The organism is Arthrobacter sp. P1_C12_2 (assembly GCF_056406415.1).
This window is the reverse complement of sequence record NZ_JBFUAF010000020.1, coordinates 36,628-63,450: the sequence shown is the minus strand read 5'-3', so window position 1 is coordinate 63,450 and position 26,823 is coordinate 36,628. Positions and strand designations below refer to the sequence as shown.

At 66.3% G+C, this 26,823-nt stretch carries 22 protein-coding genes and 1 tRNA gene; 8 read left to right on the top strand and 15 right to left on the bottom strand.

Features of this window, described 5'->3' with window-relative positions; genetic code table 11:
- Positions 1-19 precede the first annotated feature (19 nt).
- The 4 genes from iolD to AC1DZQ_RS18395 form a co-directional block, all read right to left on the bottom strand.
- On the bottom strand, positions 20-1,948 hold the full coding sequence (gene iolD / locus AC1DZQ_RS18410) for a 3D-(3,5/4)-trihydroxycyclohexane-1,2-dione acylhydrolase (decyclizing) (RefSeq protein ID WP_476964846.1): 1,929 nt from the start codon (positions 1,946-1,948) through the stop codon (positions 20-22).
- Between the two features lie 39 nt (positions 1,949-1,987).
- Complete coding sequence (locus AC1DZQ_RS18405; RefSeq protein WP_476964845.1) at positions 1,988-2,938, bottom strand: Cgl0159 family (beta/alpha)8-fold protein; 951 nt, start codon at positions 2,936-2,938, stop codon at positions 1,988-1,990.
- Positions 2,935-3,936 (bottom strand): 5-dehydro-2-deoxygluconokinase, encoded by a 1,002-nt coding sequence (gene iolC, locus AC1DZQ_RS18400; protein ID WP_476964844.1) that lies wholly within the window; start codon positions 3,934-3,936, stop codon positions 2,935-2,937. Before iolC ends, AC1DZQ_RS18405 begins: the two co-directional genes overlap by 4 nt.
- Before the next feature lie 234 nt (positions 3,937-4,170).
- A complete protein-coding gene (locus AC1DZQ_RS18395; protein ID WP_476964843.1) occupies positions 4,171-4,575 on the bottom strand; it encodes a tautomerase family protein in 405 nt (134 codons plus the stop codon).
- 227 nt (positions 4,576-4,802) lie between these two features.
- Here AC1DZQ_RS18395 and AC1DZQ_RS18390 point away from each other — a divergent pair, with 227 nt between their 5' ends.
- A complete protein-coding gene (locus AC1DZQ_RS18390) occupies positions 4,803-5,165 on the top strand; it encodes an ArsR/SmtB family transcription factor (RefSeq protein ID WP_476964842.1) in 363 nt (120 codons plus the stop codon).
- Positions 5,162-5,644: an SRPBCC family protein gene (locus AC1DZQ_RS18385; RefSeq protein ID WP_476964841.1), complete on the top strand. Its 483-nt coding sequence runs from the start codon at positions 5,162-5,164 to the stop codon at positions 5,642-5,644. The genes AC1DZQ_RS18390 and AC1DZQ_RS18385 overlap by 4 nt, the downstream gene beginning before the upstream one ends.
- Positions 5,645-5,826: 182 nt before the next feature.
- Here AC1DZQ_RS18385 and sucD read toward each other — a convergent pair whose 3' ends face one another.
- The 4 genes from sucD to AC1DZQ_RS18365 form a co-directional block, all read right to left on the bottom strand.
- Positions 5,827-6,729 (bottom strand): succinate--CoA ligase subunit alpha, encoded by a 903-nt coding sequence (gene sucD, locus AC1DZQ_RS18380; RefSeq protein WP_090582639.1) that lies wholly within the window; start codon positions 6,727-6,729, stop codon positions 5,827-5,829.
- 12 nt (positions 6,730-6,741) lie between these two features.
- Positions 6,742-7,911: an ADP-forming succinate--CoA ligase subunit beta gene (sucC, locus tag AC1DZQ_RS18375; protein WP_018776032.1), complete on the bottom strand. Its 1,170-nt coding sequence runs from the start codon at positions 7,909-7,911 to the stop codon at positions 6,742-6,744.
- 417 nt (positions 7,912-8,328) lie between these two features.
- Positions 8,329-10,881 (bottom strand): DNA helicase PcrA, encoded by a 2,553-nt coding sequence (gene pcrA / locus AC1DZQ_RS18370; protein WP_476964924.1) that lies wholly within the window; start codon positions 10,879-10,881, stop codon positions 8,329-8,331.
- Between the two features lie 832 nt (positions 10,882-11,713).
- On the bottom strand, positions 11,714-12,571 hold the full coding sequence (locus AC1DZQ_RS18365; RefSeq protein WP_476964840.1) for an inositol monophosphatase family protein: 858 nt from the start codon (positions 12,569-12,571) through the stop codon (positions 11,714-11,716).
- Positions 12,572-12,661: 90 nt separating this feature from the next.
- Here AC1DZQ_RS18365 and AC1DZQ_RS18360 point away from each other — a divergent pair, with 90 nt between their 5' ends.
- A complete protein-coding gene (locus tag AC1DZQ_RS18360; RefSeq protein ID WP_476964839.1) occupies positions 12,662-13,312 on the top strand; it encodes a hypothetical protein in 651 nt (216 codons plus the stop codon).
- 197 nt (positions 13,313-13,509) lie between these two features.
- Here AC1DZQ_RS18360 and AC1DZQ_RS18355 read toward each other — a convergent pair whose 3' ends face one another.
- Positions 13,510-14,532 (bottom strand): tetratricopeptide repeat protein, encoded by a 1,023-nt coding sequence (locus tag AC1DZQ_RS18355; protein WP_476964838.1) that lies wholly within the window; start codon positions 14,530-14,532, stop codon positions 13,510-13,512.
- Between the two features lie 217 nt (positions 14,533-14,749).
- Between AC1DZQ_RS18355 and AC1DZQ_RS18350 the strand changes: the two genes are divergently transcribed.
- Positions 14,750-14,899 (top strand): hypothetical protein, encoded by a 150-nt coding sequence (locus tag AC1DZQ_RS18350; RefSeq protein ID WP_476964837.1) that lies wholly within the window; start codon positions 14,750-14,752, stop codon positions 14,897-14,899.
- Between the two features lie 110 nt (positions 14,900-15,009).
- On the opposite strand, the gene AC1DZQ_RS18345 is transcribed toward AC1DZQ_RS18350, so the two are convergent.
- From AC1DZQ_RS18345 to AC1DZQ_RS18335, 3 genes are read right to left on the bottom strand one after another with little or no spacing between them, the layout of a single operon-like run.
- Positions 15,010-16,530 carry a putative bifunctional diguanylate cyclase/phosphodiesterase gene (locus AC1DZQ_RS18345; protein WP_476964836.1) on the bottom strand — a complete coding sequence of 507 codons (1,521 nt, stop codon included), beginning with the start codon at positions 16,528-16,530 and terminating at the stop codon, positions 15,010-15,012.
- Positions 16,520-17,029 carry a DUF7793 family protein gene (locus AC1DZQ_RS18340; RefSeq protein ID WP_476964835.1) on the bottom strand — a complete coding sequence of 170 codons (510 nt, stop codon included), beginning with the start codon at positions 17,027-17,029 and terminating at the stop codon, positions 16,520-16,522. Before AC1DZQ_RS18340 ends, AC1DZQ_RS18345 begins: the two co-directional genes overlap by 11 nt.
- Positions 17,026-19,059: a glycosyltransferase family 2 protein gene (locus AC1DZQ_RS18335; protein ID WP_476964834.1), complete on the bottom strand. Its 2,034-nt coding sequence runs from the start codon at positions 19,057-19,059 to the stop codon at positions 17,026-17,028. The genes AC1DZQ_RS18340 and AC1DZQ_RS18335 overlap by 4 nt, the downstream gene beginning before the upstream one ends.
- A 519-nt stretch (positions 19,060-19,578) precedes the next feature.
- Here AC1DZQ_RS18335 and AC1DZQ_RS18330 point away from each other — a divergent pair.
- The gene (locus AC1DZQ_RS18330; RefSeq protein ID WP_476964833.1) at positions 19,579-21,153 is read left to right on the top strand and encodes a chitinase; all 1,575 of its coding nucleotides are present in this window, start codon (positions 19,579-19,581) and stop codon (positions 21,151-21,153) included.
- 75 nt (positions 21,154-21,228) lie between these two features.
- Here AC1DZQ_RS18330 and AC1DZQ_RS18325 read toward each other — a convergent pair whose 3' ends face one another.
- Positions 21,229-22,014 (bottom strand): DUF998 domain-containing protein, encoded by a 786-nt coding sequence (locus tag AC1DZQ_RS18325; protein WP_476964832.1) that lies wholly within the window; start codon positions 22,012-22,014, stop codon positions 21,229-21,231.
- 82 nt (positions 22,015-22,096) lie between these two features.
- On the opposite strand from AC1DZQ_RS18325, the gene AC1DZQ_RS18320 reads away from it, so the two are divergent.
- The 3 genes from AC1DZQ_RS18320 to AC1DZQ_RS18310 all read left to right on the top strand — a co-directional run bounded on the left by AC1DZQ_RS18320 (position 22,097) and on the right by AC1DZQ_RS18310 (position 23,132).
- Positions 22,097-22,169 (top strand) — tRNA-Arg (locus AC1DZQ_RS18320).
- Position 22,170: 1 nt separating this feature from the next.
- On the top strand, positions 22,171-22,725 hold the full coding sequence (locus AC1DZQ_RS18315; RefSeq protein ID WP_476964831.1) for a DUF6314 family protein: 555 nt from the start codon (positions 22,171-22,173) through the stop codon (positions 22,723-22,725).
- Positions 22,722-23,132: an NUDIX hydrolase gene (locus AC1DZQ_RS18310; RefSeq protein WP_476964830.1), complete on the top strand. Its 411-nt coding sequence runs from the start codon at positions 22,722-22,724 to the stop codon at positions 23,130-23,132. Before AC1DZQ_RS18315 ends, AC1DZQ_RS18310 begins: the two co-directional genes overlap by 4 nt.
- Before the next feature lie 37 nt (positions 23,133-23,169).
- Here AC1DZQ_RS18310 and AC1DZQ_RS18305 read toward each other — a convergent pair whose 3' ends face one another.
- Together AC1DZQ_RS18305 and AC1DZQ_RS18300 are read right to left on the bottom strand one after the other, a co-directional pair.
- Positions 23,170-25,083, bottom strand: a complete 1,914-nt coding sequence (locus AC1DZQ_RS18305; protein WP_476964829.1) for an ABC transporter ATP-binding protein — start codon at positions 25,081-25,083, stop codon at positions 23,170-23,172.
- Complete coding sequence (locus AC1DZQ_RS18300; protein ID WP_476964828.1) at positions 25,080-26,747, bottom strand: ABC-F family ATP-binding cassette domain-containing protein; 1,668 nt, start codon at positions 26,745-26,747, stop codon at positions 25,080-25,082. Before AC1DZQ_RS18300 ends, AC1DZQ_RS18305 begins: the two co-directional genes overlap by 4 nt.
- Between the last annotated feature and the right edge of the window lie 76 nt (positions 26,748-26,823).

Genomic DNA, 26,823 nt, shown 5'->3' with positions numbered 1-26,823 from the left:
TCGTGGTGTTGAAGGGGGGTCAGCCGAGCAGCTTGCGCTGGCGGGCCTTGTGGGCGGTGTAGGTCTGGAAAGCCTGTTTCGTCGAGTCGAGCTCGGAGACCTGGGAGACCGGAACGTCCCACCACGACTCGGAGCTGGGCGCATCCAGCAGCGGATCGGATTCCACGTGGATGACGATCGGGCCGCCGCGTTCGGGGGCGGCCTTGGCATCGCGGATGGCCTGCTCGAGCTCCGCGATGACCTTCTCCCCCGGTTCGATCCGGATCACCTTCACGCCGAGGCTTTCGGCGTTCAGGGCCAGGTCCACCGGGAGCCGTTCGCCGTCGTCGAAGCTGTGGTGCTCCTCGTCCAGGGCCCGGTACTGGGTGCCGAAGCGCTGGGAGCCGAGGGATTCGGAGAGCGAGCCGATCGAGGCGTAGCCGTGGTTCTGGATCAGGACCACAATCAGCTTGATCCGCTCGGCGACGGCGGTGACGAGTTCGGTGTGCATCATCAGGTAGGAGCCGTCCCCCACCATAACGACGACGTCGCGCTGCGCCCCGCCCTTCGCGGCTTCGGCCAGGGCAGCGCGCTTGACCCCGAGGCCGCCCGGGATCTCGTAGCCCATGCAGGAGTAGGCGTATTCGACGTGGTAGCCGAACGGATCCCGGACGCGCCACATCTTGTGCAGGTCACCGGGGAGCGAGCCGGCGGCGCAGATGACGACGTCCTGGGGGTCCATGGCGCGGTTCRTCGCGCCGATGATCTCGTTCTGCGCCGGCAGCGGCGTGAACCGGGTATCGAACGCCTCGTCCACGGTGGCGTCCCAGCGCTTTTTCTCGTTCGCGATCTGCTGTTCGAGGTCCGCGCCGATGCGGTAGCCGCCGAGGGCCTGGTTCAGCTTCACCAGGGCCTTGCGGGCGTCGGCCACGATCGGCAGCGAGGTGCCGTGCTTGTAGGCATCGATGGCGGCGACGTTGATATTGATGAACTTCACGGCCGGGTTCTCGAACGCGGTCCGGGACGCAGTGGTGAAGTCCTCGTAGCGGGTGCCGATCCCGATGATGAGGTCCGCCTCGGCGGCGATGGCGTTCGCCGCCGTCGTGCCGGTGGAGCCGATGGCCCCGAGGGAGAATTTGTGGTCCCAGGGCAGGACGCCGACGCCCGCCTGGGTGTTGCCGACCGGAATGCCAGTCAGCTCGGCGAACTTCGCGAGTTCCTCGTTGGCGTAGGCATAGAGCACGCCGCCGCCGGCGATGATCAGCGGGCGCTTGGCGGCGCGGATCGCCTCGGCGGCGCGGCGGATGTCCTCGTCGTCGGCGTCCGGACGGCGGATCCGCCATTCGCGCTCGGCCAGGAATTCCGCGGGCACGTCGAAGGCTTCGGCCTGGACGTCCTGGGGCAGCGAGATTGTGACCGCGCCGGTCTCGGCCGGGTCGGTGAGGACACGGAGGCCGTGGTGAAACGCGGAAAACAGCTGCTCGGGCCGGGAAACGCGGTCAAAGAACTTCGACAGCGGCCGGAACGCGTCATTGACGGTGATGTCGTAGGCATAGGGCTGTTCGAGCTGCTGCAGCACGGGGTCGGCGGCGCGGGTCGCGAACGTGTCACTCGGCAGCAGCAGGACCGGCAGCCGGTTCGTGGTGGCCAGCGCCGCACCGGTGAGCAGGTTCGAGGAACCCGGGCCGATCGAGGTGCTGATCGCGAAGGTCTGGCGGCGGCGGGTGTGGCGGGCGAAGCCGACGGCCTGGTGGGACTGGGCCTGTTCGTTGCGGCCCTGGTAGTACGGCATGATCGTCGGATCGAGCTGCTGGTACTGCTTGAGGGCCTGGCCGACGCCGGCCACGTTGCCGTGGCCGAAGATGCCGAACGTGCCCGGAATCAGGCGTTCCCGGAAGTCCTGGCCGCCGACCGAATCAACGGTGTACTGCTTGGACAGGTATTCGACGACGGCCTGGGCGACCGTCATTCTGCGTGTTCCTGATGCAGGGCTCATTCCCATGGGAAGCTACTCCGATACTTCTTTGGTGCGGGTGGATTCGGTGTGGTGCAGCAGTGAGGCGGCGGTTGCCACGGCGCCGGCGACGTCGCCGTCCTGCGGGTAGAGCAGGGTCCGGCCGACGGTGAGGCCCTGGACGCCGGGCAAGGCCAGGGCAGCCTGCCAGCTGGAGAACACGTCGTCCTGGCTGCCCTCCGGGTCTCCGCCGAGGAGCACGGTGGGCATCGTGGTGGACGCCATGACGCGTTCCATCTCGGCCACCACGGGGAGCTTCATCCAGGTGTAGGCGCTGCTCGCGCCGAGGCCTTCGGCGATAGCGACTGACTTGATGACGGCGTTGGTGGAGAGGTCGTTGCGGACCTTCCCGTTTTCACGGACAGAGAGGAACGGTTCCACCATGGCGATCAGCTTGCGTTCGGCGAGGGAGTCGATGGCCTTCGCGGTCGCTTCGAGGGTGGCCACCGTGTCCGGGTCATCGAGGCAGATGCGGGTCAGCATCTTGCCGCCGTCGGCGCCCAGGGCCTCGAGCGCGGCCGCGGTGTGGCCGGTAAAGCGGTCGTCGAATTCGTTCACCAGGCCGGAGAGCCCGCCGCGGTTCATCGAGCCGAAAAGCAGCTTGCCGTCGAGCGCGCCGAGCAGGAGCAGATCGTCCATGATGTCCGGTGAGGCGAGGACACCGTCCACGTCCGGGTTGGCCAGGGCGATCCGCAGGCGGTCCAGGAGCTGGCGGCGGTCGGCCATGGCCACGGGATCGTTCCCGACGGCGAGGGCGCCGCGGGCGGGGTGGTCGGCGGCGACAATGAAGTTCTGCCGGTGGGACCGGACGCCGGGGTGGCGGCGCCGGGCCTTGGCGGCGCGGGCAATCGCTTCCGGGTCTTCGAGCCGGATGATGCTCAGGTGCTCATAGCGGCGGGGATCGTCGTTCACCGCAACGGTGGCGCCGGCTGGGTTTGCACTCACAGTGCTGCTCCTTCGGGGGCGTAGGTACCCGGCAGCAGGCGGCCGCGTTCGGCGAGCAGGCCCGTGACTTCTTCCGGCGTCGGCATGGCGTCGGCGCAGGACAGGCGGGAGGCGACGAGGGCGCCGGCGGCGTTGGCGAAGTCGAGGACCTGGGCCAGGGGCCAGCCGGAGAGCAGGCCGTGGCAGAAGGCCCCGCCGAAGGAGTCGCCGGCACCGAGGCCGTTGACGGTTTCCACAGGTACCGGGGCGGAAACCACGCGTTCGGTGCGGGTTTTGGCCATGACCCCTTCCGGGCCCAGCTTCACGACGGCGATTTCGACGCCGGCCGCGAGCAGCCGGTCCGCCTGTTCGTCCGGTGTGCCCTCACCGACGGCGACGGCGCATTCCTTGTCGTTGCCGATCGCGACGGTGACGTGCGGCAGGATCTTGGCTACCTGTTCCCGGGCATCCTCCTCGGAGGTCCAGAACATCGGCCGGTAGTCGAGGTCCAGAATGGTGAATTGGCCTTCCTTGAGGCCGGTGCGGGGCCGTGCCTCGTGTGCCGTGAGCTGGGCGGTACGGCTGGGCTCCTGGCAGAGACCGGTGACGGTGGACCAGAAGATTCCGGCGTCCCTGATGGCGTCCAGGTCCAGCTCCTCGGCCTTGATCTGCAGGTCAGGTGCTGTGGGGAAGCGTCCATAGAAGTAGAGGGGGAAGTCTTCCGGCGGCTTGATGGCGCAGAACGTGACTGCTGTGGGCCACTCCTTGACCGCCGTGACGAAGGAGTCGTCCACGTTGAACTTGCGCAGTTCGCGGTGCAGATACTTGCCGAAGGCGTCGTCGCCGGTGCGGGTGATGACGGCGGTGCGCCGGCCGTGGCGGGCAGCGGCGACCGCTACGTTGGACGGGGATCCGCCAAGGTACTTTCCGAAGGAAGTGACATCCTCCAGATCCACCCCGATGTCGTTCGGGTAGATATCAACACTGATTCGCCCGATCGTAAGCAATTCGTGGGTCACGGTGATCGTGGACCTTTCTGGTGTGAACTCGATACCTTTGCGCAGCCTGAGCTTCGGTGCTTATTCGGTGCTTAGGGGCCGGCGTGAGCCGGGCCACAACCACTACTTTGCCTTAGAATCCATGTACTGTCAAAGGTTTGTACTGACATATTTACAACATGACACGGGAGCCTTCAAAAGCCCCTCGGCCCGGGTGTCGCTGCGGCGCCAGAAGGGCCGGGATCGCCGCGGCAGTTACTTGGCAGGGACCCCAAGCTCACCGGTGACGTACTGGGCCCGCCCGAAGCCGAACGACCAGTCCCCCGCGGTGTTCTCCACATATCCGATGAAAACGTCCTCGCCGGCAACCCCCACGTCGGCCAGCCTGTCTGCAATGGCGGCAAACAGAGACTGCTTGGCTGGCTGGCTGCGCCCGGCCTGGGTGAAGATCTGGATCATCACCACATCCGGTGTTCGCTCGAAGCCGAGCCCGGCATCCTGGGCGACAATCTGCCCGGCGGAATGTTCGGTCAGCACGTGGAAGTAGTCCCGCTCCGGAATGCCAAATTCGGCCACGATCGCAGCATGGATTCCCCCGCTGATTCCGCGGAGCTGCTCCGCACTGCGGCCCTGATTGACATCAATTCGCACGAGAGGCACTCGCATCTCCTTCGGTAGTTTGTCCTGACATACTAACAAACTCGAACGAAGGGACGCAAGGATTTCCACGCCGTTTGGGGTATTGCACGGACTACGGCTTCGGCGGTACGTTAACAACGTAGAGGTTGATCAACGAGTTCGTTGATTACAATCTGAGTTGCGCAGAGATCCTGATTGCGCGGAGATTTGGGACGCGGAGACTTTGGGACGAGGAGGTGGGACACCGAGTGGAAGCACGTGACGACGCCGAGCTCGACGCGGCCTTCCTCGCCCTCGCCGATCCGGTCCGCCGCCGCATCATCGCCCGGCTCAGCCGGGGTCCGGCCACCGTCAATGAACTGGCGGAGCCTTTCGCGATCAGCAAGCAGGCAGTCTCGAAACACATCCAGGTCCTCGAGCAGGCGCAACTTGTCACGCGCACCCGTGACGCCCAGCGCCGGCCCGTGCACCTGAATCCCGCACGGCTGGAAGCGCTCACCGCCTGGATCGACCAGTACCGGCTGGTCCGCGAGGGGCAATTCCGCAGCCTTGACGCCGTGCTTGAAATCCGCGCCGCCCGCGGCGGCACACAGGCAAAGGACGCATCATGAGCAACGCACTGAAACTGACGGTCCCCGAGGGGCTGCCCTTCATCGATATCGAGCGCGAATTCGATTTTCCCGTGTCCGAGGTCTTCCGGGCACACAAGGACCCGGAGCTCGTGGCCCAGTGGCTGGGGCCGCGGCAGATGACCATGAGCGTTAGCCACTACGACTTCAGGACCGGCGGCGGCTACCGCTACACCCACACCGGGCCGGACGGCAGCGCCTATGTTTTCAGCGGCGTCTTCCACACCGTCCGCGAGAACGACTTCGCCATCCAGACCTTCGAGTTCGACGGCTACCCCGATGTGGTGAGCATTGAGTTCCTGACCTTCGAGGACCTCGGCGGCGGCCGTTCGCGGCTCAGCGCCCACGCGGTCTACCCCAGCATGGAGGCCCGCGATGGCATGGCGCAGTCCGGCATGGAGGGCGGCCTGTCCGAAGCCTACGAAAAGCTCGAGGAAGTCCTCACCGGGGCCAAGGTCTAGGAACGCAGGGGCCTTAAAGAGTACGACGGCGTCAGCTCACCTCCCGGGGGAAGGTGGCCTGCCGCCGTCGTACTCAAAGTTGTATTTAAAGAAGCAACGCGGGGTCCCTTCGCGCCCATCCCACCGAGTGGAATGGGCCGTCAGTGACCCCGCGTCGCTTGTAGTGCTGTGGTGCCTCGGACCTAGAGGGTCGCGAAGACCTCGCGCAGGAGCTTGGCGGTCTCGGACGGCGTCTTGCCGACCTTGACGCCGGCAGCCTCGAGGGCTTCCTTCTTGGCCTGGGCGGTGCCCGCGGAACCCGAGACGATGGCGCCTGCGTGGCCCATGGTCTTGCCTTCCGGAGCGGTGAAGCCGGCCACGTAGCCAACAACAGGCTTCGTGACGTGTGCCTTGATGTAGTCGGCGGCACGCTCTTCGGCGTCGCCACCGATTTCGCCGATCATGACGATCGCCTTGGTCTCCGGGTCGGCTTCGAAGGCTTCGAGGGCATCGATGTGGGTGGTGCCGATGACCGGGTCGCCGCCGATGCCGATGGCGGTGGAGAAGCCGAGGTCGCGCAGTTCGTACATCATCTGGTAAGTCAGGGTGCCCGACTTGGAGACGAGGCCGATGGGGCCCTTGCCGGTGATGTTCGCCGGGGTGATGCCGACGAGGGCCTCACCCGGGGTGATGATGCCGGGGCAGTTCGGTCCGATGATGCGGGTGACCTGCTTGCCGTTGGCGTCAACCTTGGACTGGGCCAGTGCCCAGAACTCGGCGGAGTCCTGCACCGGCACGCCTTCGGTGATGACCACGACCAGGCCGATGCCGGCCTCGATGGCTTCAACGACGGCGTCCTTGGTGAATGCCGGCGGCACGAAGACGATGGAAACGTCAGCGCCGGTCTCGGCCATGGCTTCCTTGACGGTGCCGAAAACGGTGATCTCGTTGTCGCCGTGCAGGACCGTGGTGCCGGCCTTGCGGGCGTTGACGCCGCCAACAACGTTGGTGCCGGCCTTGAGCATCAGGGCGGTGTGCTTGGTGCCTTCGCCGCCGGTGATGCCCTGGACGATGACCTTGGAGTCCTTGTTCAGATAAATAGACATAGTCGAGTCCCTCTACTTCGCTGCGTTGGCGAGCTCGGCAGCCTTGTCGGCGCCCTCGTCCATGGTGGCGGCCAGAGTAACCAGCGGGTGGTTGGCCTCGGCCAGGATGCGGCGGCCTTCCTCAACGTTGTTGCCGTCGAGGCGGACTACCAGCGGCTTGTTCGCGGAGTGGCCCAGCTCGGCCAGTGCACCGACGATGCCCTTGGCGACGGCGTCACAGGCGGTGATGCCGCCGAAGACGTTGACGAAGACGGACTTGACCTGCGGGTCGCCCAGGATGACGTCGAGGCCTGCTGCCATGACCTCGGCGGACGCTCCACCGCCGATGTCCAGGAAGTTGGCGGGCTTGACGTTGCCGTGGTTCTCGCCGGCGTAAGCAACGACGTCGAGGGTGGACATGACCAGACCGGCACCGTTACCGATGATGCCGACTTCGCCGTCCAGCTTGACGTAGTTGAGGTCCTGCGCCTTGGCCTTGGCCTCGAGCGGGTCAGCAGCGTCCTTGTCTTCAAGGTGAGCGTGCTTGGGGTGGCGGAAGTCGGCGTTCTCGTCGAGGGAGACCTTGCCGTCGAGGGCAACGATGTCACCGGCGCCGGTCAGGACCAGCGGGTTGACCTCCACGAGGGTGGCGTCTTCCTTCTTGAAAACGTCCCAGAGCTTCAGGATTACGCTGGCGACCTTGCCACGCAGTTCCTCGGCGAAGCCTGCAGCGGCGACGATTTCGTCAGCCTTGGCCTGGTCGATGCCCACGGCCGGGTCGATCGAGATCTTGGCCAGGGCTTCGGGGCGCTCAACGGCGAGCTGCTCGATTTCCATGCCGCCTTCTACCGAGCACATGGCCAGGTAGTTGCGGTTGGCCCGATCCAGAAGGACGGAGAAGTAGTATTCCTCGGCGATGTCTGCACCCTGGGCGATCATCACGCGGTGGACGGTGTGGCCCTTGATGTCCATCCCGAGGATGTTGGTGGAGTGTTCAAACGCTTCGTCAGCGGTCTTCGCGACCTTGACGCCGCCGGCCTTGCCGCGGCCTCCGGCCTTGACCTGCGCCTTTACGACAGTTACGCCGCCGATTTTCTCGGCAGCTGCCTTTGCTTCTTCAGGGGTGTGCGCCACGATGCCAGCAAGCACGGGTACACCGTGCGCCTCGAACATATCGCGCGCCTGATATTCAAACAGGTCCACGGTTTAGTGTCCTTCTACGTCGAAGTAGTTTCTGTACAGCCGGACCCCACGTACTCGCGGTTACCGGGCTGCGGAATAAACGCACCCTGCGACAAGCTTGGAAACGAGCCACACGGCGCAATGCTCCTTTGGGAACTCTAGTCCTTCGATCGGACCAGCCCGTTCCAGAGTACCCGTTATGTGAGTAAGGACACTATTCTATGGAGCGTAGAAAAACCGCTAGATTACGGGGTTTTTGGGGTGTCCGACGGCGTGCGGAAGGGATGTTCGCCGGCTGCAGCGGCGGGTTCGTAATGTACGGGAACAGCCCGTGCCGCCGGCAGCGCGGGGCGCCGGCGGACGGGTGCCGCCGGCAGCGCGGGGTGCTGACGCCGACCAGTCACCCGGCTCCCGCTAGGGGTTCAGCTATGCGTCCAGCTAGGCGTCCAGCTTGGTCAGCGGCGCGTAGCGCAGCAGCAGCCGCTTCTCGCCGACGTCGAACTTCACCTTGGCGACCGTCTTGTCCCCGGCGCCTTCCACCGCCAGGACGGTGCCGTTGCCGAAGCTGGTGTGGTTGACCTTGTCCCCCACGCTGACGGCGACGACTTCCTTCTGCGGCTGGACCCTGTTCTTGGCCACCGCGGCGGGAACATCGGCGTTGAAGCCCGCGGACGGGCTGGCTGCGGCACCGCGGGCGGTCCCGGCACCCCAGAACGATCCGCCGTAGCGGCTGGACCCGATCGCGGCACCGCTCCCCCAGCCCCCGCTCTGGCGGCTGGCGCCTTCCCGTTTCCATTCGACCAGCTCGGCCGGGATCTCCTCGATGAACTGGCTGGCGGGGTTGTACTGGCTCTGGCCCCACATGCTGCGCACTTCGGAGCGGGTCAGGTAGAGCCGCTTCCGGGCCCGCGTCAGGCCCACATAGGCCAGCCTGCGTTCCTCGGCCAGTTCCTTGGGATCCGTGGCGGAGCGCTGGTGCGGGAACAGCCCGTGCTCCATGCCGGTCAGGAACACGACCGGGAACTCCAGGCCCTTGGCAGTGTGCAGGGTCATCAGGGTCACGACGCCGAGCCGTTTGGCTTCGGCGACGGCGGCGTCGATATCGGCCCCGGGGGCGTCCGGGATCTGGTCGGCGTCGGCCACGAGGGAGACCTGCTCCAGGAAGGCTCCGAGCGAGCCCTCGGGGTTGTCGCGTTCGTATTCCCGGACGACGGCGACCAGCTCGGCGAGGTTCTCCACCCGCGATTCGTCCTGCGGGTCGGTGCTGGAACGCAGCCCGGCGAGGTAGCCGGTCTGTTCGAGCACTGCTTCCAGCGCCGCGGCCGCGCCGGAGCCGGAGGCCACCTCGGCGAGGTCGTCGAGGAGTTTCACGAAGCCCAGCACGGCGTTGACCGAGCGGGTCGCCATGCCCGGGGCTTCATCGGCTCGCCTCGCGGCAGCCATGAAGGAAGTCCGGTCACGCTCTGCGAGGGAGGCGACGGCACCCTCTGCGCGGTCGCCGATGCCGCGCTTGGGTTCGTTGAGGATGCGGCGGAGGTTGACGTCGTCGTCGGGGTTAACCAGGACCCGCAGGTAGGCGAGGGCGTCCTTGATCTCCTTGCGCTCGTAGAAGCGGGTGCCGCCGACCACCTTGTAGGGCAGTCCCACCCGGACCAGGACGTCCTCGATCGAGCGGGACTGGGCGTTGGTGCGGTAGAAAATGGCGACGTCGCCGGGACGCAGATTGCCCTCGTCCTGGAGCCGGTCGATTTCCTTGGCGATGAACTGGGCCTCGTCGTGTTCGTTCTCGCCGACGTAGCCGACGATTTTCTCGCCGTCGCCCTCGGCCGTCCAGAGCCGTTTCTCCGGCCGGTTGGGGTTGCGGGAGATCACCGAGTTGGCGGCGCTGAGGATGGTCTGGGTGGAGCGGTAGTTCTGCTCGAGCTTGATGGTGCGGGCGTCCGGGTAGTCCTTCTCGAACTCCACGATGTTGCGGATGTCCGCGCCGCGGAAGGCGTAGATGGACTGGTCTGAATCGCCGACGACGGTGAGCTCGGCGGCATCGGGGCCCTCGCCGACGATCTCGCGCACCAGGGCGTACTGGGCGTGGTTCGTGTCCTGGTATTCGTCCACGAGGACGTGCCGGAAGCGGCGCCGGTAGGAGTCGGCGAGCGCCGGGAAGGCCCGGAACATGTAGACGGTCTCGGCGATCAGGTCATCGAAGTCCATGGCGTTGGCCTGGCGCAGGCGCTGGGTGTAGCCCTTGAAGACCTCGGCGACGGCCTGCTCGAATGGTTCGTTGTAATTGGCACTGGAGGAGTAGCTGTCGGCGTCGATGAGCTCGTTCTTGAGCGCGGAAATCTTGTGCTGGATGGCCTTGGGCGCGAAGCGCTTGGGGTCAAGGTCAAGGTTCTTGGCGACCAGCGTGATCAGGCGCAGTGAGTCGGCGGAGTCGTAGATCGAGAAGTTGGAGTTCAGCCCGACATTCTTGGCCTCGCGACGCAGAATCCGGACGCAGGAGGAGTGGAAGGTGGAAATCCACATGGTCTTGGCCCGGCCGCCGACCAGTGCCTCGATCCGTTCCCGCATTTCGGCCGCGGCCTTGTTGGTGAACGTGATGGCCAGGATCTCGCCGTGGTGGGCACGCCGAGTGGCGATGAGGTAGGCGATCCGGTTGCTGAGCACGCGGGTCTTGCCCGATCCCGCCCCGGCCACAATCAGCAGGGCACTGCCGGCGTGCTTGACCGCTTCTTCCTGCTCGGGGTTCAGCCCCTCGAGGAGTTCGCTGGCGTTCGGAAGCGACGGGCGGTCCCAGCCGCCGTCAGGGCCGCCGTGCGCGCTGCCGCCGTTCGGGCCGCCGCCGTGCGCGCTGCCGCCGTGCGGGCCGCCGTGCGGGGCAAGATCCGACCCTGAATCCACGCCGGCCAGGCCGGACCCGGCCCGCGATTTTGTGCCTGCCGCCGCCTTGGAGGCAGCTTGGAAGGGTCCGTCGGCGTAAGGGTCAAACAACATATCCATGGTGTATCTAAGTCTAGGCGGTGCCACTGACAGCCGCGTCCGCCCCTCGGGACATGCCCTCCCCTGCCCGTGCCCAGTGGACATAATCCCCTCATGCCCAGCCCTGGCAGCGAAGAATGCGCATGTCCCACGGAGACTTCGCCAAGGAATGAGCATGCCCTCTGGAGATTTCGCTAAGAAATGAGCAAGTCCCCCGGAGATTGGACTGTGGAATGAGCATGTTCCGCGGACACTGCCACCACCGGACATAATCCCCTTATGTCCAGCCCTGGCCGCGAAGAATGCGCATGTCCCACGGAGACTTCACCAAGGAATGAGCATGCCCTCTGGAGACTTCGCTAAGAAATGAGCATGCCCTCTGGAGACTTCGCTGAGAAATGAGCATGTCCCCCGGAGATTGGACTGTGGAATGAGCATGTTCCGCGGACACCGCCACCACCGGACACCATCCCCATTTGCCCGGTCCTCGGCGCGAAGAATGAGCATGTCCCGCGGAGACTTCGCTAACGAATGAGCATGTCCCCAAGAGATGGCACGGCACGGCAGCAGAGAATGCGCATGTCCCCCGGAGACTGCACTTGGGAATGAGCATGCCCTCCCCCACCCGCGTCGAGTGGACATAGTGCCCTTATGTCCAGCCCGGGCAGCGAAGGATGAGCATGTCCCCCGGAGATTGGACTTTGGAATGAGCATGTTCCGCGGACACCGCCACCACCGGACACCATCCCATTTGCCCGGTCCTCGGCGCGAAGAATGAGCATGTCCCACGGACCCTGGGGCTAAGGAATGAGCATGTCCCCCCGGCCAGGTCCTCCGGGTGGGAAGCCTAGCCGACGGCGCCGGAGCTGAGCGCGGCACGCAACTGCCGCACCGCCGTCGTGCCTCCCGCGATGAACCAGTCGAGTCCGTTGACCCGGACGACGTCGGTCGCGCCGCCGGCCGCCTCGACGATTGCCTTCCCGGGCAGCCAGTCCCACTCGGGGCAACTGTGCTGGAACCAGCAGCCGAGCTCCCCGTCCGCCACCCGGCCGAGGTCGCAGGAGCCGGACCCGAACATGCGAAGCGAGGCCGCCGACGTCGCTGCTGCGTGCCAGGRCATGGCACACATTGGATCGGCAAGCCACGTCGGGTGGATGTACGTTGCCGCGCCGAGTTCAGACACCGGCGTGTCAGAGCGCCCGGTGCCTCCGGACGCGCCGGGGAGGAAAGTCACCAGTTTTTCGCCGTTGAGCGTTGCTGCCCGGGACGTCCCGCCCAGCCAGAGTTTGTCCTCCTCCGGCTGGAAGATGGCGCCGAGTCCTGCACCGGAGGAATCCTTCAGGGCGATGGCCGAGCACCAGTACGTGGATCCATGCAGGAAATTGAAGGTCCCGTCGACGGGGTCAATGACCCAGGTCCGGCCGGTGCTGCCCTCCACGGAGGCTCCCTCCTCGCCCAGGACGGCGTCATCGGGCCGGCAGCGCCGAAGCTGTTCCAGCACGTAGGACTCGGCGGCGTGGTCGGCGGCCGTGACCACGTCGGAGACCGACGTCTTCTGCCTGCCCTCAAGACCCGCCTGCCGCATCAACAGCGCCAGCGTGCCGGCCTCGCGGACCAGGGCCTCGGCCAGTTGGTAGTCATCCAGTGACGGGTCGAGATCTGCGGTGCTATGCCGGCCAAGCCGGTGTTTTCCTATTTCGGTCACGCGTCCCAGACTATCGGCGCCCGTTGACAGTGAACAGCCGGCGCGGACTGCTGTTCCGAATGGCCGTGCGGAACGGGCGATAATGGAGCCATGGCCAAGACACCCGCGCAGCGGATCAAAAAGCACGGCGCTAACGCGGCGGTCCCCCAGCACCATCTCCCGCCGGTGATCAATCCGACCACCAACCGGACACCGCAGAAGGCACAGAGCAACAGCAATTTGATTGTGATCGCCGGAGTCGTGGCCAGCCTGTTCCTGTTCTGGTATCTGCACCTGCTCACCCTCAACCAGCTCACGCAGTTGTCGGGCGGCCAGGCAATGCCCGACTCATTGGTCGGCGGCTTTGACCAAGGCTTCGTCGAGCACTTGCGCGCGGCCATGGACGCCGACGCCCGGGGCCAGCTGAACTACGTCCACAAGACGGCCGGCATGCTCTTCCCGCTGATCTTTGGCTTCACCTGGCTGCTGCTGATCGGAACCAACGTGGCACGGAAATCTCTGCGCTGGGCGCTGTGGGCGCTGCCGCTGCTCTTTGTCGTGGTCCGGCTGTGGGGCAACACGGTGATCGACGAAATGATGTCCGTCCGCACTCTCGACGGCGGCCAGGTCGCCCTGGCCTCCGGGCTCACCGTGGCCGGCTGGGTACTCCTGGCGCTGAGCCTTCTGGCCGGCGGTGCGGCCGTGTTCCTTGGACGCAAGGCTGCCGCGGCTTCCCCCACCGCGGGACATGCCCAGTCCTGATCCACGCGCCAGAGCCATTTACCTACCCGCGGCTTAGGACGCGGGACATGCCCAGCCTTGGTCGCGGCGGGTGGAGTCGTCCCTCGCACGCGGCCTCGAGCGCGGAGCATGTCCATCCTTGGGCGCTGCCCGTGGACATCTTGCCATTATGTCCAACCCTCACCGTCGGCGGAGGGCATGTCCACCTCAGCGCGGAGTCAGGGCACTTCGTTCAGGAATTCAAGGGTCTGCTCCGCACGTTGTGGGGCTCCTGCCTTCTCAAAGTGGTCGGCGGCTTCCAGTAAGTGTTTCCGCGCTTCGGCCCTGTTTCCCAAAGCGGCGTGCGACCGGCCCAGCAGCAGATATGCCTCGCCCAGTATTTGCGGCGACGTCTTTTCGGGGACCGGGAAGATGCCATCAAGAGTAGCGATCGCCGCATTCTGGTCCCCGGCCAGGAAGTTCCAGTGGCCGCGGTTCAACTTGAGCAGAATGTGGTCTTCCTCAGTGCCGCCAATGACGTCGGTGGCGAGTTCCGCGCGCTCAATACAGCGCAGCGTGTCCGCGTCCGCAACGTCGGCGGCGAGCCGCATGGCAGCGGAAGCCTTATTGAACTTTGCCCAGACAGTGAGGTTCCGCGCCGGCGAAAACGTGCCGGCGGCGAGCTCGTGATAGTGCAGCCCCTCGGCGACTTTGCTGCAAAGGAACGCGACGTTTCCGATGACCCAGTACGCCTTGCCCACCAACTGATCATCGACTTCGCCCGAGATGATGTCGGCCATGATGAGGCTTTCGGCCCATGCTTCGTCGAGTCTTCCGCTGTCCGCGAGCGCCGCGATGAGGGCCTGCCGGGCCTTGACCGCGATTTCGACGTCGTCTTCGCCGTCCATGAGGTCCGTTGCGATTCTGGCCTCGTCGGCTGCCTCTTCAAGCAGACCCATGCCCCGGCGGGTCAGGGCCAGGAGGATGTGTACCTGGGCCTGAAGCTGCCGGTTCCCGCCCCGGGGTTCAGCAATCAATGTGCCGGCAAGTTCCGCGCAAGCTTCAATTTCTCCGGCGGCAATGAGGCTCTCGGCCCGGAACAACGTCATGTGCCACCATGACGACGAATCACCTTCGGCACTGGCAATATCCGCGGCCATCTGCGCGGCGTTCGCGGCCTCGCTGAAGTCGTGACTGGACCGGAGCTCGCGCGCCTGCAGCTCTGCAGCGGCGTACGAGGGGGAAACGGAGCTTTGTTGCATGTCTCAATTATCCGTTGCCGCGGGAGCGGAAACGAACAAACCGCGCAAGCAAGACCTGCGCAATATTGACTCAGGACTTCCGAAGCTTCGCGCGAGTAACACGACTTCGCACATTGCGGAGCGAATCGTTATACAGCGGCGTGTCGTTTGGCCCTATACTAAATCTGCACCACAAGTCACATGAGTCACATCAGCCTCTTACGTATCAGGAGTCCTAATGAAGAAGACCCTTGCAACACTCCTCGTCGCCGGTGCGCTGGCAACCGCTGGAATGTCCGCCTCCGCAGCGATTTCTGCTGCAGCTGACACCTCCGGACACAGCTCAATCGCCGCTATCGGCTGGTGGCCGGACTCCATCAAGAAGTAACGGAGACTGCTTTGACAGGCGGCGGGTGTCGGAATTGATTCCGGCACCCGCCGTCGCTGTTTAAACTTCCGAAAATAACCATCAAGACTCGGCACTACGAACCGAACTTACTAATTCCGGCCAAACAACGCCACCACGTCGGCGGCCGGTGCGGGCCGGCCGAAATAGTAGCCCTGGCCGCTGCCGCAGCCCATCTCGCGGAGCACGTCCGCCTGCTCCTGCGTCTCTATCCCCTCGGCCAGCGCCTTCAGGCCGCAGGCGTGGATCAGATGCAGCACCGCCGCCACGAAGTCCCGCTGCTGCTCGTCGTCGCCCAGGCCGCTGATCAGGCTGCGGTCGATCTTGACCACGTTCACGGGCAGCTTGCGCAGGTAGCTGATGGAGGAATAGCCGGTCCCGAAGTCATCGATCTCAAGCTGCACGCCGAGACGCCGCAGGCCATTGAGCGAATACTGGTCGACGTCACCGCCAGTGACGGCCATGGATTCCGTCAGCTCCACGATCAGGTTTGATGCATCCACACCGGTTTCCCGGAGGATGTCGCGCACATGTTCGATCAGCTCGAGATTTTGAAGCTCGGTGGTGGAAATGTTGACGCGGACGTTGAAGGTGCTGTCCACCTTCAATTCCTGCTGCCATTTCCGCAATTGACGCACAGCATTACGCAGCACCCAGTGACCCAAATCAACGATCATGCCGGTTTCCTCGGCCAGGGGAATGAACTGGTCCGGCATGAGCAGACCACGCTCCGGGTGGTTCCACCGGACCAGCGCCTCGACGCCCTCAATTCGGCCCGTGGCGAGGTCCACCACCGGCTGGTAGTGCAGGGTCAGCTGGTCCTGCCGGATTGCTTCGCGCATTTCCGTAACCATGACGCTCTGCAGCCTGCGCGCGTACAGCAGGGCCGGCTCGAAGACCTTGATGCTGCTGTGCTGCTGCGCTTTGGCCGCGTACATGGCCGTGTCGGCTTCCATGACCAGGTCATCGACTGACTGGCCGGGTTCCGCGATCCGCAGGCCGATGCTCGTTCCGCACGTGATTTTGAGGTCCCCGACGTCGAGGCTCTCACTGAGCGCCTTGAGGATCCTGTTGGCCACCCTGCGCGCCCGGACCAGATTGGACTTCGGCAGCATGACGGCGAATTCGTCGCCGCCAAGACGCGCCACAGTATCCGTTTCGCGAACGGCGTCCTGGAGCCGGCGTGCGATAGCCCGCAGGACGTCGTCGCCGGCGCTGTGCCCCAGGGTGTCGTTAATGCCCTTGAAGGAATCGAGATCGAGAATCAGGAGGGCCGGCGGCATTTCGCCGCGCGAGGACTCCGCCAGGGCATGGCTCAGGACCGAGTTCAGTGCCGTCCGGTTGGCGAGTTGGGTCAGGGGGTCGGTCAGCGCCATGCGTTCGAGCTCCACCTGCGCCTCGCGCAGCATGGCCGTGCGGCTTTCGACCCGCTCCTCCAGCTCCTGGTAGATGGTCTGCAGGTCATCGGCCATCAGGTTGATGCCGGCAATGACGGCGGCGACGTCGTCGCGGGCTCCGGAATGCGGGATCCGGGTGCTCAGATCGCCTCCGGCGATCCGCACGATGCCCTCGACAAGGGCGTGCAGCCTGGGGTCCGGTGCTTCATTCTTCACGGGTGTACTGCCTTAGCCACTCGACGGCCGCGGATTCAGAGGTGAAGAACTGGGCCGGGATCGTCTCGCTTCTTGATCGCAGGAGGTAGTGGGCAATGACCCGATCCACCGGGCTCTCGCCCACCAGGGCGAACGCCGTCGCCGCTATGGAACCGCTGTAGATCTGGCGCGCCTCCATGCTGACACCCACGACGCCGGTGATCACCAGGAGCACCGGCATCCGCCGTCCCGCGGCGAGGGAACGGACGATGTCACCGGCGATGCGCGCTTCCGGACCCTCGATTTCCTGGTTTGGGGGCAGCAGGACCTCGATGATTCCGCCGTCGATCATGCGCACCCCGATGCTACGGGCGGCGCCACCGTCGGCAAGCGACCCGTCGATCTCCTGGGCCGCGGCCAGTGCCGCCGCTCCCAGGACGGCGCCGGCTGCGGCCGCTGCCGTGTCCGGCAGCCCCTCCGGCCGCCGCCCCTCGGGCCCGGCCAGGGCCTCGAGCGTCATCGCACCGCAATTCGACGGCGGCGGTCGGTGGAGCCCCGGAGGTCGCGGTTCAGCCGCCGGTCGCCGTGATAGAGAATCGTTTCCCAGTCGACTTCCTCGGCTGACTTGGCAATCACGGGGCTCTCCTGCGCCTTCTTGGGCCTGGGACTGACATATAGCCAGTTAACCACCCCGAGGAAGACATCCACCGCGGAATTGAAGACTCCGATGTAAGCGCGGATCGCGCCCGCTGCCAGGACGGCGTTGACGGAGGCGAAGGCCACATTGCCCCAGTTCCCCACTTGCGCGTCCCGCCAGACGGTGAGCAGCGAGAAGGCGACGATTGCGTACGGCGTCAGGACGTAGATCGCCGGGGCGGCGGTGCGGTCCTTGACTTTGGGGGTGCGGGCGAAGGGAATCTTGTCGCCTGTGACGGCCTGCTGCAGCGATTTCAGCACGCCGGCCAGGTTTACCGGCAGCAGCACGAGGTTGAAGCCGTAGATCCGGAGGATGTCACTGAAGCGGTGCCCGCAGTCGCGCAGGTCGCTGCCCATGGCCAGGAAATACGGCAGGGCGGCGATGAACACGATCGGGCTCAGCAGCCTGCTGTCATAGGGGTACGCCAGGAGAAAGACGAGGCCAAAGCTCGCCCACGCGATGGACGCCATGTAGTTCACCCGCAGCAGCACCTCCCGGAACAGGATCGCGCGGCGCTCGGACCGGTGTTGGCGGAGCTGGACCCACAGCTTGGGCAGGATCAGCAGGCCGCCGTTCGCCCAGCGACGGCGCTGGACCACGAGGGAGCCGAAGTCCGGGGGTGTGGCGCTGTAGCTGAGCCGTTCCGGATAGTTCACCAGGGTCCAGCCGTGCTGGCCGAGATCGATGCTGGATTCGGTATCTTCGATGACGGTTCGGTCCTGGATGTAGGTCCGGATTTCGAAGCCGCCGGTGGTCTCCACCTCGACGATGTCCTCCAGGGCGCGTTTGCGGATGACGGCGTTGGCGCCCACCCAGAAGGTCGCACCGTAGTAGGTCATGCCCTGGTGGAGGATGTGCTGGAGGTCAGTGGTGGCTCCGGCGACCCGCTCGATGCGGGTAGGGGCCCCGCGGAAGGAAGAGTACGGCGTCTGGGTGACGGCGACGCGCTCGTTGCCGGCCGATTCCAGGAAGTAGACCAGCCGGAGGCAGTAATCGCGCAAAAGCAGCGAGTCGGCGTCGAGCGTCAACAGATAGGTCGTGTCCGGGACGTCCATGATCTCGCCGTCCAGGTCAGGAACGACGCCGGCCGCTACCTTGCGCAGAACCACGCCGTCGGCGGTGGTTTCCTTGTGCCAGGTGTGACCCATCAGCGAAATGTAGGCGTTGAGGTTCATGGCCTTGTTCGCCTCGTGGGACAGGCTGGCGTACTTCTTGCGTTCAAACGTTTCGGTGGAGACGTTGAAGATCCAGGTCAGCCGGAGGTAAAGCTCTTCGATCCGTGTGCGCGGCGGCGAGGTCTGCTGGGCCAGCGCGCCGTTCAGTCCCAGGAGCACGAGCCTCAGCTCGCGGGCCAGGCCCATCAGGACGAGGTCGACAAAGAACTCGTCGACGTGATCCTCCACTGTTTCGGCAGCCGCCATCGATTCAAGCCATTCGGCGGCTGCCTCATATTCGGCGATCAGCAGGGCCACCTCGGCCGCAGTACCGCGCCCGTGCGCCTTATCCCGGCTTCGGAATTCGGCCAGGGCAGCGTTGAAGCGCGCGGCCGGGACGCTGAGCTCGGCGGCGATCTCCGCGGTCAGCCCGCGGGTTTTGTCCAGCCGGACCCGGTCACCCAGGTCCGAGGGATGCGGCGGGTCATCGAGGAGCAGCACCACTTTGAGATCCGGGAACTCCTGCAGCGCCGCGGACCACAGTGTGGCCCGCACCACCTGGGGTTCCTCGGCATAGGAGGGCACCAACACCGTGATGCCCTCCGAGGACTCGGCGAAGTGCCGGTCCAGCTCGCCGCGAGGCACCCTGGCATGGTCGCGGAACCGGTACAGGGCCCCCTGCCGGGCCATCAGATACATGAGGGCCGAAAACGTCAGAAATGTTACGACGACAAGATAGGAAACCGTCTCAAACTGAAACCTGAAACCCGCATTGGGGTTGTCAGCGAGCTCTTTCAGAATGGTGGAAATAACGTAGGTTACCCAAGCCGCCAGCGTCGTGAGAATTCCCAGGCGGCCGAGGATTATTTTGCGCCGGGACGGCCTCGGATGAACAATCGACAGCGGCTCGGAACGCCGCTCTGACCCCCATTGACGGCGCCGGACCGGACCTTTTTGTTCGGTGGTCGCGCTTTCCGAATCCACGCGCGGCAAGACAAGCTGATCTGGCATTAGTCCCCATAAGACTGCAAAGTCGGCATATTGGCGCGCGCCTACGGCAAAACCCGCACGCCGCACCGGAATGTTCCGGTGAGTGCCCTTATGATAATGCAAGGTCAGAGGCTTGCCGGACATCAGACACCCCGGAAATTTCACGAGCTGATGCCGGCTGCCGGCGCATGCCCGGCTGCTCACCGAAAGACACACAAGGGGGACCCCGTGTCCGAACGCTTCCCAGGCCGCAAACTATCAGTGGTCCGGCTGGGTGTCCTCGTCGGCGCCGTCGTGGCGGCCGCCGCCGGCGGCGTGGCCGCATGGGGCAACTTCCAGGACGTCCGGGCGGCCGAGGCCATCCCGTCCGTTTTCTCGGGATATGTGGACGTCACGGCGACGCCCCGGTACGCATTCGAGGACCCGGCGTCCAAGGAAGCCGAAAAAGTCGTGCTGTCCTTCGTGGTGGCTGATCCCAAGGACCCGTGCTCGCCTTCCTGGGGGGCCGCCTACTCCCTCTCCGACGCCGCGGCCTCGCTGGACCTGGACCGGCGGGTGGCCCGGCTCCAGCAGCTCGGCGGCACCGTGGCGGTGTCCTTCGGCGGGCTGGCCAACCAGGAGCTGGCCGTTACGTGCACCGATCCTGCCCAGCTCAAGTCGGCTTACCGGACCGTCCTGGACCGCTATAAGGTCAGCAGCATCGATCTGGACGTCGAAGGCGAGGCCCTTTCCAACGCCGCGGCCCTTGAACGGCGTTCGGCGGCCATCGCCGCGCTCCAGCAGGACCGCCAGCGCGACGGGAAGTCCCTGAGTGTCTGGCTGACACTGCCGGCGGATCCCAACGGTCTCACGGCGGCGGGCAGCGAGGCCGTCCAGAAGATGATCACTGCGGGGGTCGACCTCGCCGGGGTGAACGCCATGACCATGGACTACGGCGGGAGCATGCTGCCGGGCCGGTCGATGTACGAGAACGCGGTGTCCGCCGCGGAAGCCACCCACCAGCAGCTGACCGGCCTTTATCGGACCGCCGGCACCGAGATGGGCAGCGGGACGGTCTGGCGGAAGGTCGGGTTGACGCCGATGATCGGCCAGAACGACGTCGCCGGCGAGATTTTCACATTGAAGGACGCGCAGGAACTCAGCGCCTACGCAAGTGCCCGCGGCATCGGCCGGCTTTCCATGTGGTCCCTGAACCGTGACCGCACCTGCAGCCAGAATTTCCCGGACGTAACGAAGGTTTCCGATGGCTGCAGCGGCGTGGACCAGGGAAGCTCATCCTTCGCCACGATCCTCGGCGCGGGCGTCGTGGCCAGCCCCTCGGCTGCGCCGGCCGCCGCGGCTGCGCAGACGCCGGTCCCGGCCGTCAGCGACAACCCCTCCACCAGCCCGTATCCGGTGTGGTCCGAGAACACCGCCTACACCGCCGGAGAGCGGATCGTGTGGCATTCGAACGTCTACGAGGCCAAATGGTGGACCCGCGCCGACACCCCGGATGATCCCGTCCTCCAAGGCACCGCGACCCCCTGGCACATTATCGGTCCGGTCCTGGCCGCCGACCGGCCGACGCCGCAGCTGACGGCACCGGCCGGGACGGCCCCCGCGTGGCAGCCGGCCACGGTCTACCGCAAGGGCGCCCGGGTGCTCTTCGAAGGCCGGGTCTTCGAAGCAAAATGGTGGACCCAGACCGACAGCCCCGAAGCTGCGCTGCAGGGATCGCCGGAGTCGCCGTGGTCAAAGCTGCGGGACGAGGAACTGATGAAGATCATGGCCAAGGCGACGGCGACCGCTGCGCCGACACCCTAAGCGCCTTCTCCAGGGCCCCGGCCCAGCGGGCCGGGCGAGCTTGCCTCAGCGGGTCTGGGCCCGGGCAAGTTTGCCTCAGCGGGTCTGGGCCCGGGCGTGCTTGCGCACTGTGCGTTCGTGCTGGACCCGCTGGGCGATGACGAGGCCGGCCGCGGCGATGCCAACCGTTATGGGGTAACCCATGAGCCGCTCGAGGGTGCCTGGTTCCGGCACGTGCATGCCCGTCAGTCCGCCCGCAATGAGCGCCGCCATAGACACGGCGCCGCAGGCCAGGATGAACCACCCGAGCGGCGTCTGCCTTAGCCAAACCCAGCCGAGGACCAGGAGCGCCAGGGCCCCGGCTGCGAAGTACATCAGTGCGCCGGCCATGTGCCAGGCCGATCCCGTGTCTTCGGGCACCAGCCCCACGATGATTGTTCCTGCCCCGGCGGTGCCGGTCAGCAGCCGGGCGGCCCCCGCGGCCACGGCCCCCGCGCCCCAACGCGCCCGGCCCGGCGCCCGGCCGCGCCTGAAGGGCACGYCGGCCCGCGCGGCACAGCACAGGAGCGCCGAGCCGAGCAGGAGCGCCCCGATCATCATGCCAAGGCCTTGGATCACAAAGGACGCGTTCATCAACAGATGCGCCGGCGAACAGACGTCCCGGCCGTCGAATTCCCCGCACGCCACGGCGCCGAGGTCGCTGATGTAGCCCGTGCGGCGGCTGTATGGATCCTCTCCCGCCCAGGCGCCGATCACAGCCGCTTCCGCCACGAAATACTGCAGCACGCTCAGCTTCGCGAGGGCACCAACGTAAAACCGGGTCGCGGCCACATCCGGGTAGTAGAGGGCTCCGGCGGAAAGTTCGGTGGTTCCTGCAGTCATGCCAAGAGCGTAGTACGCGCGCTCACCTTGTATGCTTATATCCGTGTCCGACCGGACCGGCCCCGGCCGCCCGCGGATGCCCGCCCTCGTAGCTCAGTGGATAGAGCACGGCTCTCCTAAAGCCGGTGTCGTTGGTTCGATTCCAATCGAGGGCACTTGAACATTCCTGCCCCGGACGAAACCCCGGACCCGGGTCCGGACTTTGATCTCCGTGCCTACCTGCGCGGCTCCTGGTCCGTCGACCGCACACTGCTGGACCGCGCCACCGGGACCCGCGGAACCTTCACCGGCGTCGTACGCTTCACTGCCGACGACGACGGCCTGTTGTGGCGTGAAGAAGGCACCGTGCGGTGGGCAACCGTAGGCGGCACGCCGTTCACCGCCCAGGCGAGCCGGGAATATCTGCTGCAGCCGGCGGACACGCCCGATGTCCTGGACGTGTACTTCCCGGACGGCCGCCCCTTCCACCGCATGGGCTTTGCCGGCCAGGCCAACCAGGATGAGCACTGGTGCGACCCTGACACCTACCGCGTGACGTACAGGGTCCTCGGACCGGCCCAATGGGGCTACCACTGGGACGTCACAGGGCCTGCCAAGGACCAGTTGCTGGAGTCCGTCCTGCGTCGGCTGGAAGCAGGACCAGGCCGGGCACCACAGGCTGCACCGGACGCATCGACGGATGCCGCGCCGGACATAAGGCGTGCAGGGTGAATCCGCGCATTGTCGTCTCCGCCGTCTGCGTTTTCGATCGCTCCGGACGCCTCCTGACCGTCCGCAAACGGGGCACGGACAAGTTCATGCACCCCGGCGGCAAACCCGAGCCCGGCGAAACGGCGGCCCAGGCAGCGGCGCGCGAGCTCCAGGAAGAAGTGGGGATCGTGCTGGCCCCGGACCGGCTGGACCTGCTGGGCTGCTGGCTGGCGGATGCCGCCAACGAGGCGGCCACCCAGATCGAGGCCACCGTCTTCACGGCACCGGGGGTGTGGAGCGCCCGGCCGTCGGCGGAAATCGCAGAGATTCGCTGGCTGGACCTGTCCGCCGAGCTGCCGGCAGACCTCGCCCCGCTGCTGACGGACCATGTGCTGCCTGCCCTGTCCGCCAAACCTTCAGCGGGCTAGGACCAGTACCGGACCGCACCGGCCGCCAACCACCGTCTCAGTAGCCGGGCACAGCCTCCTGAGCGACCGCGCTGGCCTCGGAGAACTGCGTCCGGTACAGCTCCGCATAGCGTCCCTCGGCGGCAAGGAGCTCCCGGTGGGTACCGCGCTCCACGATCGAGCCGCCCTCCACCACGAGGATCGCGTCCGCTGCGCGGATCGTCGAGAGACGGTGGGCGATCACGACGGCGGTGCGGCCTTCCAGCGCGGCGCCCAGCGCCTCCTGGACGGCGGCCTCGTTGGTGGAATCCAGCGCGGCGGTGGCTTCGTCGAGGATGACCACCCGCGGCTGCGCGATCAGCAGGCGGGCGATCGTCAGGCGTTGCCGCTCGCCGCCGGAGAGCCGGTAGCCGCGCTCCCCCACCACGGTGTCCAGGCCATCGGGCAGGGACCGGATCATGTCTTCGAGCCGGGCACGGCGCAGCACATCCCACATCTGCTCTTCGGTGGCCTCCGGGCGGGCCAGGCGCAGGTTGGAGGCGATGCTCTCGTGGAACAGGTGGCCGTCCTGCGTCACCATGCCGAGAGTCCCGCGCATCGACGCGAACGTGAGGTCGCGGATGTCCACGTCCGTGCCCGGCGTGGTGCCGCCGAAGCGGATGGCGCCCGAGTCGACGTCGTACAGGCGGGACAGGAGCTGCGCGATGGTGGACTTGCCCGCCCCTGAGGAGCCGACCAGGGCCACGGTCTGCCCGGCTTCCACCCGGAAGCTGATGCCGTGCAGCACTTCCTCGCCGCCGCGGGTGTCCAGGGTCAGCACGTCCTCGAGGGAGGCCAGCGAGACCTTCTCCGCCGAGGGGTAGGCGAACCGGACGTTGTCGAACTCCAGCGAGAGCGGACCGGGCGGGGAGGCCACCGCGTCCGGCTTCTCCTGGATGAGCGGCTTGAGGTCCAGGATCTCGAAGACACGCTCGAAGCTGACCAGGGCGCTCATGACCTCCACCCGTGCGCTCGAAAGGGCCGTCAGCGGCGCGTACAGGCGGGTGAGCAGCAGCGCGAGCACCACGACGTCGCCGGCGGCCAGCTGACCCTCGAGCGCGAGCCAGCCGCCCAGTCCGTAGACCAGGGCGAGGGCCAGGGCTGAGACCAGCGTCAGCGCCGTGACGAAGGTGAACTGCAGCATGGCGGTGCGGACGCCGATGTCCCGGACCCGGCCGGCCCGGAGGGCGAACTCGTGGGATTCCTCATCGGGGCGGCCGAAGAGTTTGACCAGTGTGGCGCCGGGCGCGGAGAAGCGCTCGGTCATCTGGGTGCCCATGGTGGCGTTGTGTTCGGCGGCTTCGCGCCGCAGATCGGCCAGCTTGGAACCCATCCGGCGGGCCGGGATCAGGAAGATCGGCAGCAGGATCATGGCGAGCACCGTCACGAGCCACGATTTGTTCAGCATCACCGCAAGGGTCAGCGCCAGGGCCACGACATTGCTGACCACGCCGGAGAGCGTGCCGGCGAATGCCGACTGCGCTCCAATGACGTCGTTGTTCAGCCGGCTGACCAGGGCCCCTGTCCGAGTTCTGGTGAAGAAGGCGATCGGCATTTTCTGGACGTGGTCGAAGACCTTCGTGCGCAGGTCTACGATCACGCCTTCACCGATGGTGGAGGACATCCAGCGCGTCACCAGGCCGATTCCGGCCTCGGCGACCGCGACGACGGCGATCAGGACGGCCAGCCAGATCACGGTTCCGGCATCCGCGTGGGCGATGATCGCGTCGACCACCTGCCCGGCGAGGACCGGGGTGGCGACTGCCAGGAAGGCCATCACGATGGACAGCAGTACGAAGGCGATCAGCTTGCCGCGGTGGGGGCGGGCAAAACTGAAGACGCGCTTCAGCGTCTCCTTCGAGAACGGCTTGGACCCGCTGGAGGCGCGGGTGATGTTGTAGAGGGAGCTCCAGGCAACCCGGTCCATGCTCATGTGGTGGCGCCTTTCGGGGCATCGGCGTGCAACTCGGTGACGACGCCGTTCTCGACGTTCCAGCGCACGTCAAGGCGAACGTTTTCCAGCAGCCGTCGGTCATGGGTGACCAGCAGCAGCGCGCCGTCATAGCTGTCGAGGGCTTCCTCGAGCTGTTCGATGGCGGGCAGGTCGAGGTGGTTGGTGGGTTCGTCCAGCACCAGCAGGTTGACGCCGCGGGCCTGCAGCAGAGCCAGGGCGGCCCGGGTCCGTTCCCCCGGGGAGAGGGACTCCACCGACCGGTTGGTGTGATCGGCTTTGAGGCCGAACTTGGCCAGCAGGGTGCGCACCTCCGCCGGTGTCTGGTCCGTCAGGACGGCCTCGACGGCGTCTGCGAGCAACAGCTCGCCGGCCAGCAGGCCGCGGGCCTGGTCGATCTCCCCGACGGCCACGGACGCACCCATGGACGCGTCACCGGAGTCGGGCTGCTGGACGCCGAGCAGGAGCCGGAGCAGGGTAGATTTCCCGGCTCCGTTGGGACCCGTGATCCCGATCCGTTCCCCCGCATTCAGCTGCAGGTTCACCGGGCCCAGGGTGAAGTCGCCCTGCACCGCGACGGCGTCGCGCAGGGTGGCCACGACGGCGCTGGACCGTGGCGCCGCCCCGATGCTGAACTGCAGCTGCCATTCCTTGCGCGGCTCTTCAACTTCTTCGAGCCGGGCGATGCGGGACTCCATCTGCCGGACCTTCTGGCCCTGCTTTTCGGAGGACTCGGTGCTGGCCGCGCGCCGGATCTTGTCATTGTCCGGGTTTTTCTTCATGGCGTTCCGGACGCCCTGGGAGCTCCATTCGCGCTGCGTGCGCGCCCGGGAGACGAGGTCCGCCTTGGTGTTCGCGTACTCCTCGAAGCGTTCCCGGGCGTGCCGGCGGGCGACGGCGCGTTCCTCCAGGTAGGCCTCGTAGCCGCCGTCGTACACCGCGACCGAGTTCTGGGCCAGATCCAGTTCCACGATCGTGGTGACGCAGCGCGCCAGGAACTCGCGGTCATGCGAGACCAGGACGGCGCCGCCGCGCAGGCCCTGCACGAAGGCCTCGAGCTTGGCCAGGCCGTTGAGGTCCAGGTCGTTGGTGGGTTCGTCCAGGAGCACGATGTCGAACCGGCTCAGCAGCAGGGCGGCGAGCGCCACACGGGCCGCCTGGCCGCCGGACAGGCCAGTCATTCCGGCGTCCGGGCCCACATCGAGGCCAAGGTCCGCCAGGACGGGCGGGATGCGGTCCTCCAGGTCGGCGGCGCCGGAGGCCATCCAGCGGTCGAACGCCAGGGAGTAGGCGTCGTCGGAGCCCGGAGCGCCGGAGCCCAACGCTTCTGCGGTGGACTCCATCTCCAGGGTCGCCTGGGCGCAGCCTGTGCGCCGGGCGATATAGCCGGCGACCGTTTCGCCGGCAATCCGTTCGTGTTCCTGCGGCAGCCAGCCTACAAAGGCGTCGGCGGGGGCCAGGCTCACGGTGCCTTCCTGCGGATCGTCGACGCCGGCCAGCAGCCGCAGCAGCGTGGATTTGCCGGCACCGTTGGCGCCGACGACGCCGACGACGTCACCGGGCGCTACGGTCAGGGACAGCTTTGAGAAGAGTGTGCGGTGATCGTGACCCCCGGAAAGGTCCTTGGCAACAAGGGTTGCAGTCATTAGTTCATCCTCTCACTGCGGCCCAAACTGGCCGTCCCGACTGGGAGAAACCGCCCGTTCCGACGGGCCGAAAACC

What these genes read in the sequence shown, in the direction of transcription:
- AC1DZQ_RS18385 (WP_476964841.1), top strand. Translation starts at nt 5,162, where the DNA reads ATGAGCAACGCACTGAAACTGACGGTCCCCGAGGGGCTGCCCTTCATC.
- sucD (WP_090582639.1), bottom strand. Translation starts at nt 6,729, where the DNA reads ATGTCTATTTATCTGAACAAGGACTCCAAGGTCATCGTCCAGGGCATC.
- pcrA (WP_476964924.1), bottom strand. Translation starts at nt 10,881, where the DNA reads ATGTTGTTTGACCCTTACGCCGACGGACCCTTCCAAGCTGCCTCCAAG.
- AC1DZQ_RS18360 (WP_476964839.1), top strand. Translation starts at nt 12,662, where the DNA reads ATGGCCAAGACACCCGCGCAGCGGATCAAAAAGCACGGCGCTAACGCG.
- AC1DZQ_RS18355 (WP_476964838.1), bottom strand. Translation starts at nt 14,532, where the DNA reads ATGCAACAAAGCTCCGTTTCCCCCTCGTACGCCGCTGCAGAGCTGCAG.
- AC1DZQ_RS18350 (WP_476964837.1), top strand. Translation starts at nt 14,750, where the DNA reads ATGAAGAAGACCCTTGCAACACTCCTCGTCGCCGGTGCGCTGGCAACC.
- AC1DZQ_RS18340 (WP_476964835.1), bottom strand. Translation starts at nt 17,029, where the DNA reads ATGACGCTCGAGGCCCTGGCCGGGCCCGAGGGGCGGCGGCCGGAGGGG.
- AC1DZQ_RS18335 (WP_476964834.1), bottom strand. Translation starts at nt 19,059, where the DNA reads ATGTATCTGATGGCCCGGCAGGGGGCCCTGTACCGGTTCCGCGACCAT.
- AC1DZQ_RS18305 (WP_476964829.1), bottom strand. Translation starts at nt 25,083, where the DNA reads ATGAGCATGGACCGGGTTGCCTGGAGCTCCCTCTACAACATCACCCGC.
- AC1DZQ_RS18300 (WP_476964828.1), bottom strand. Translation starts at nt 26,747, where the DNA reads ATGACTGCAACCCTTGTTGCCAAGGACCTTTCCGGGGGTCACGATCAC.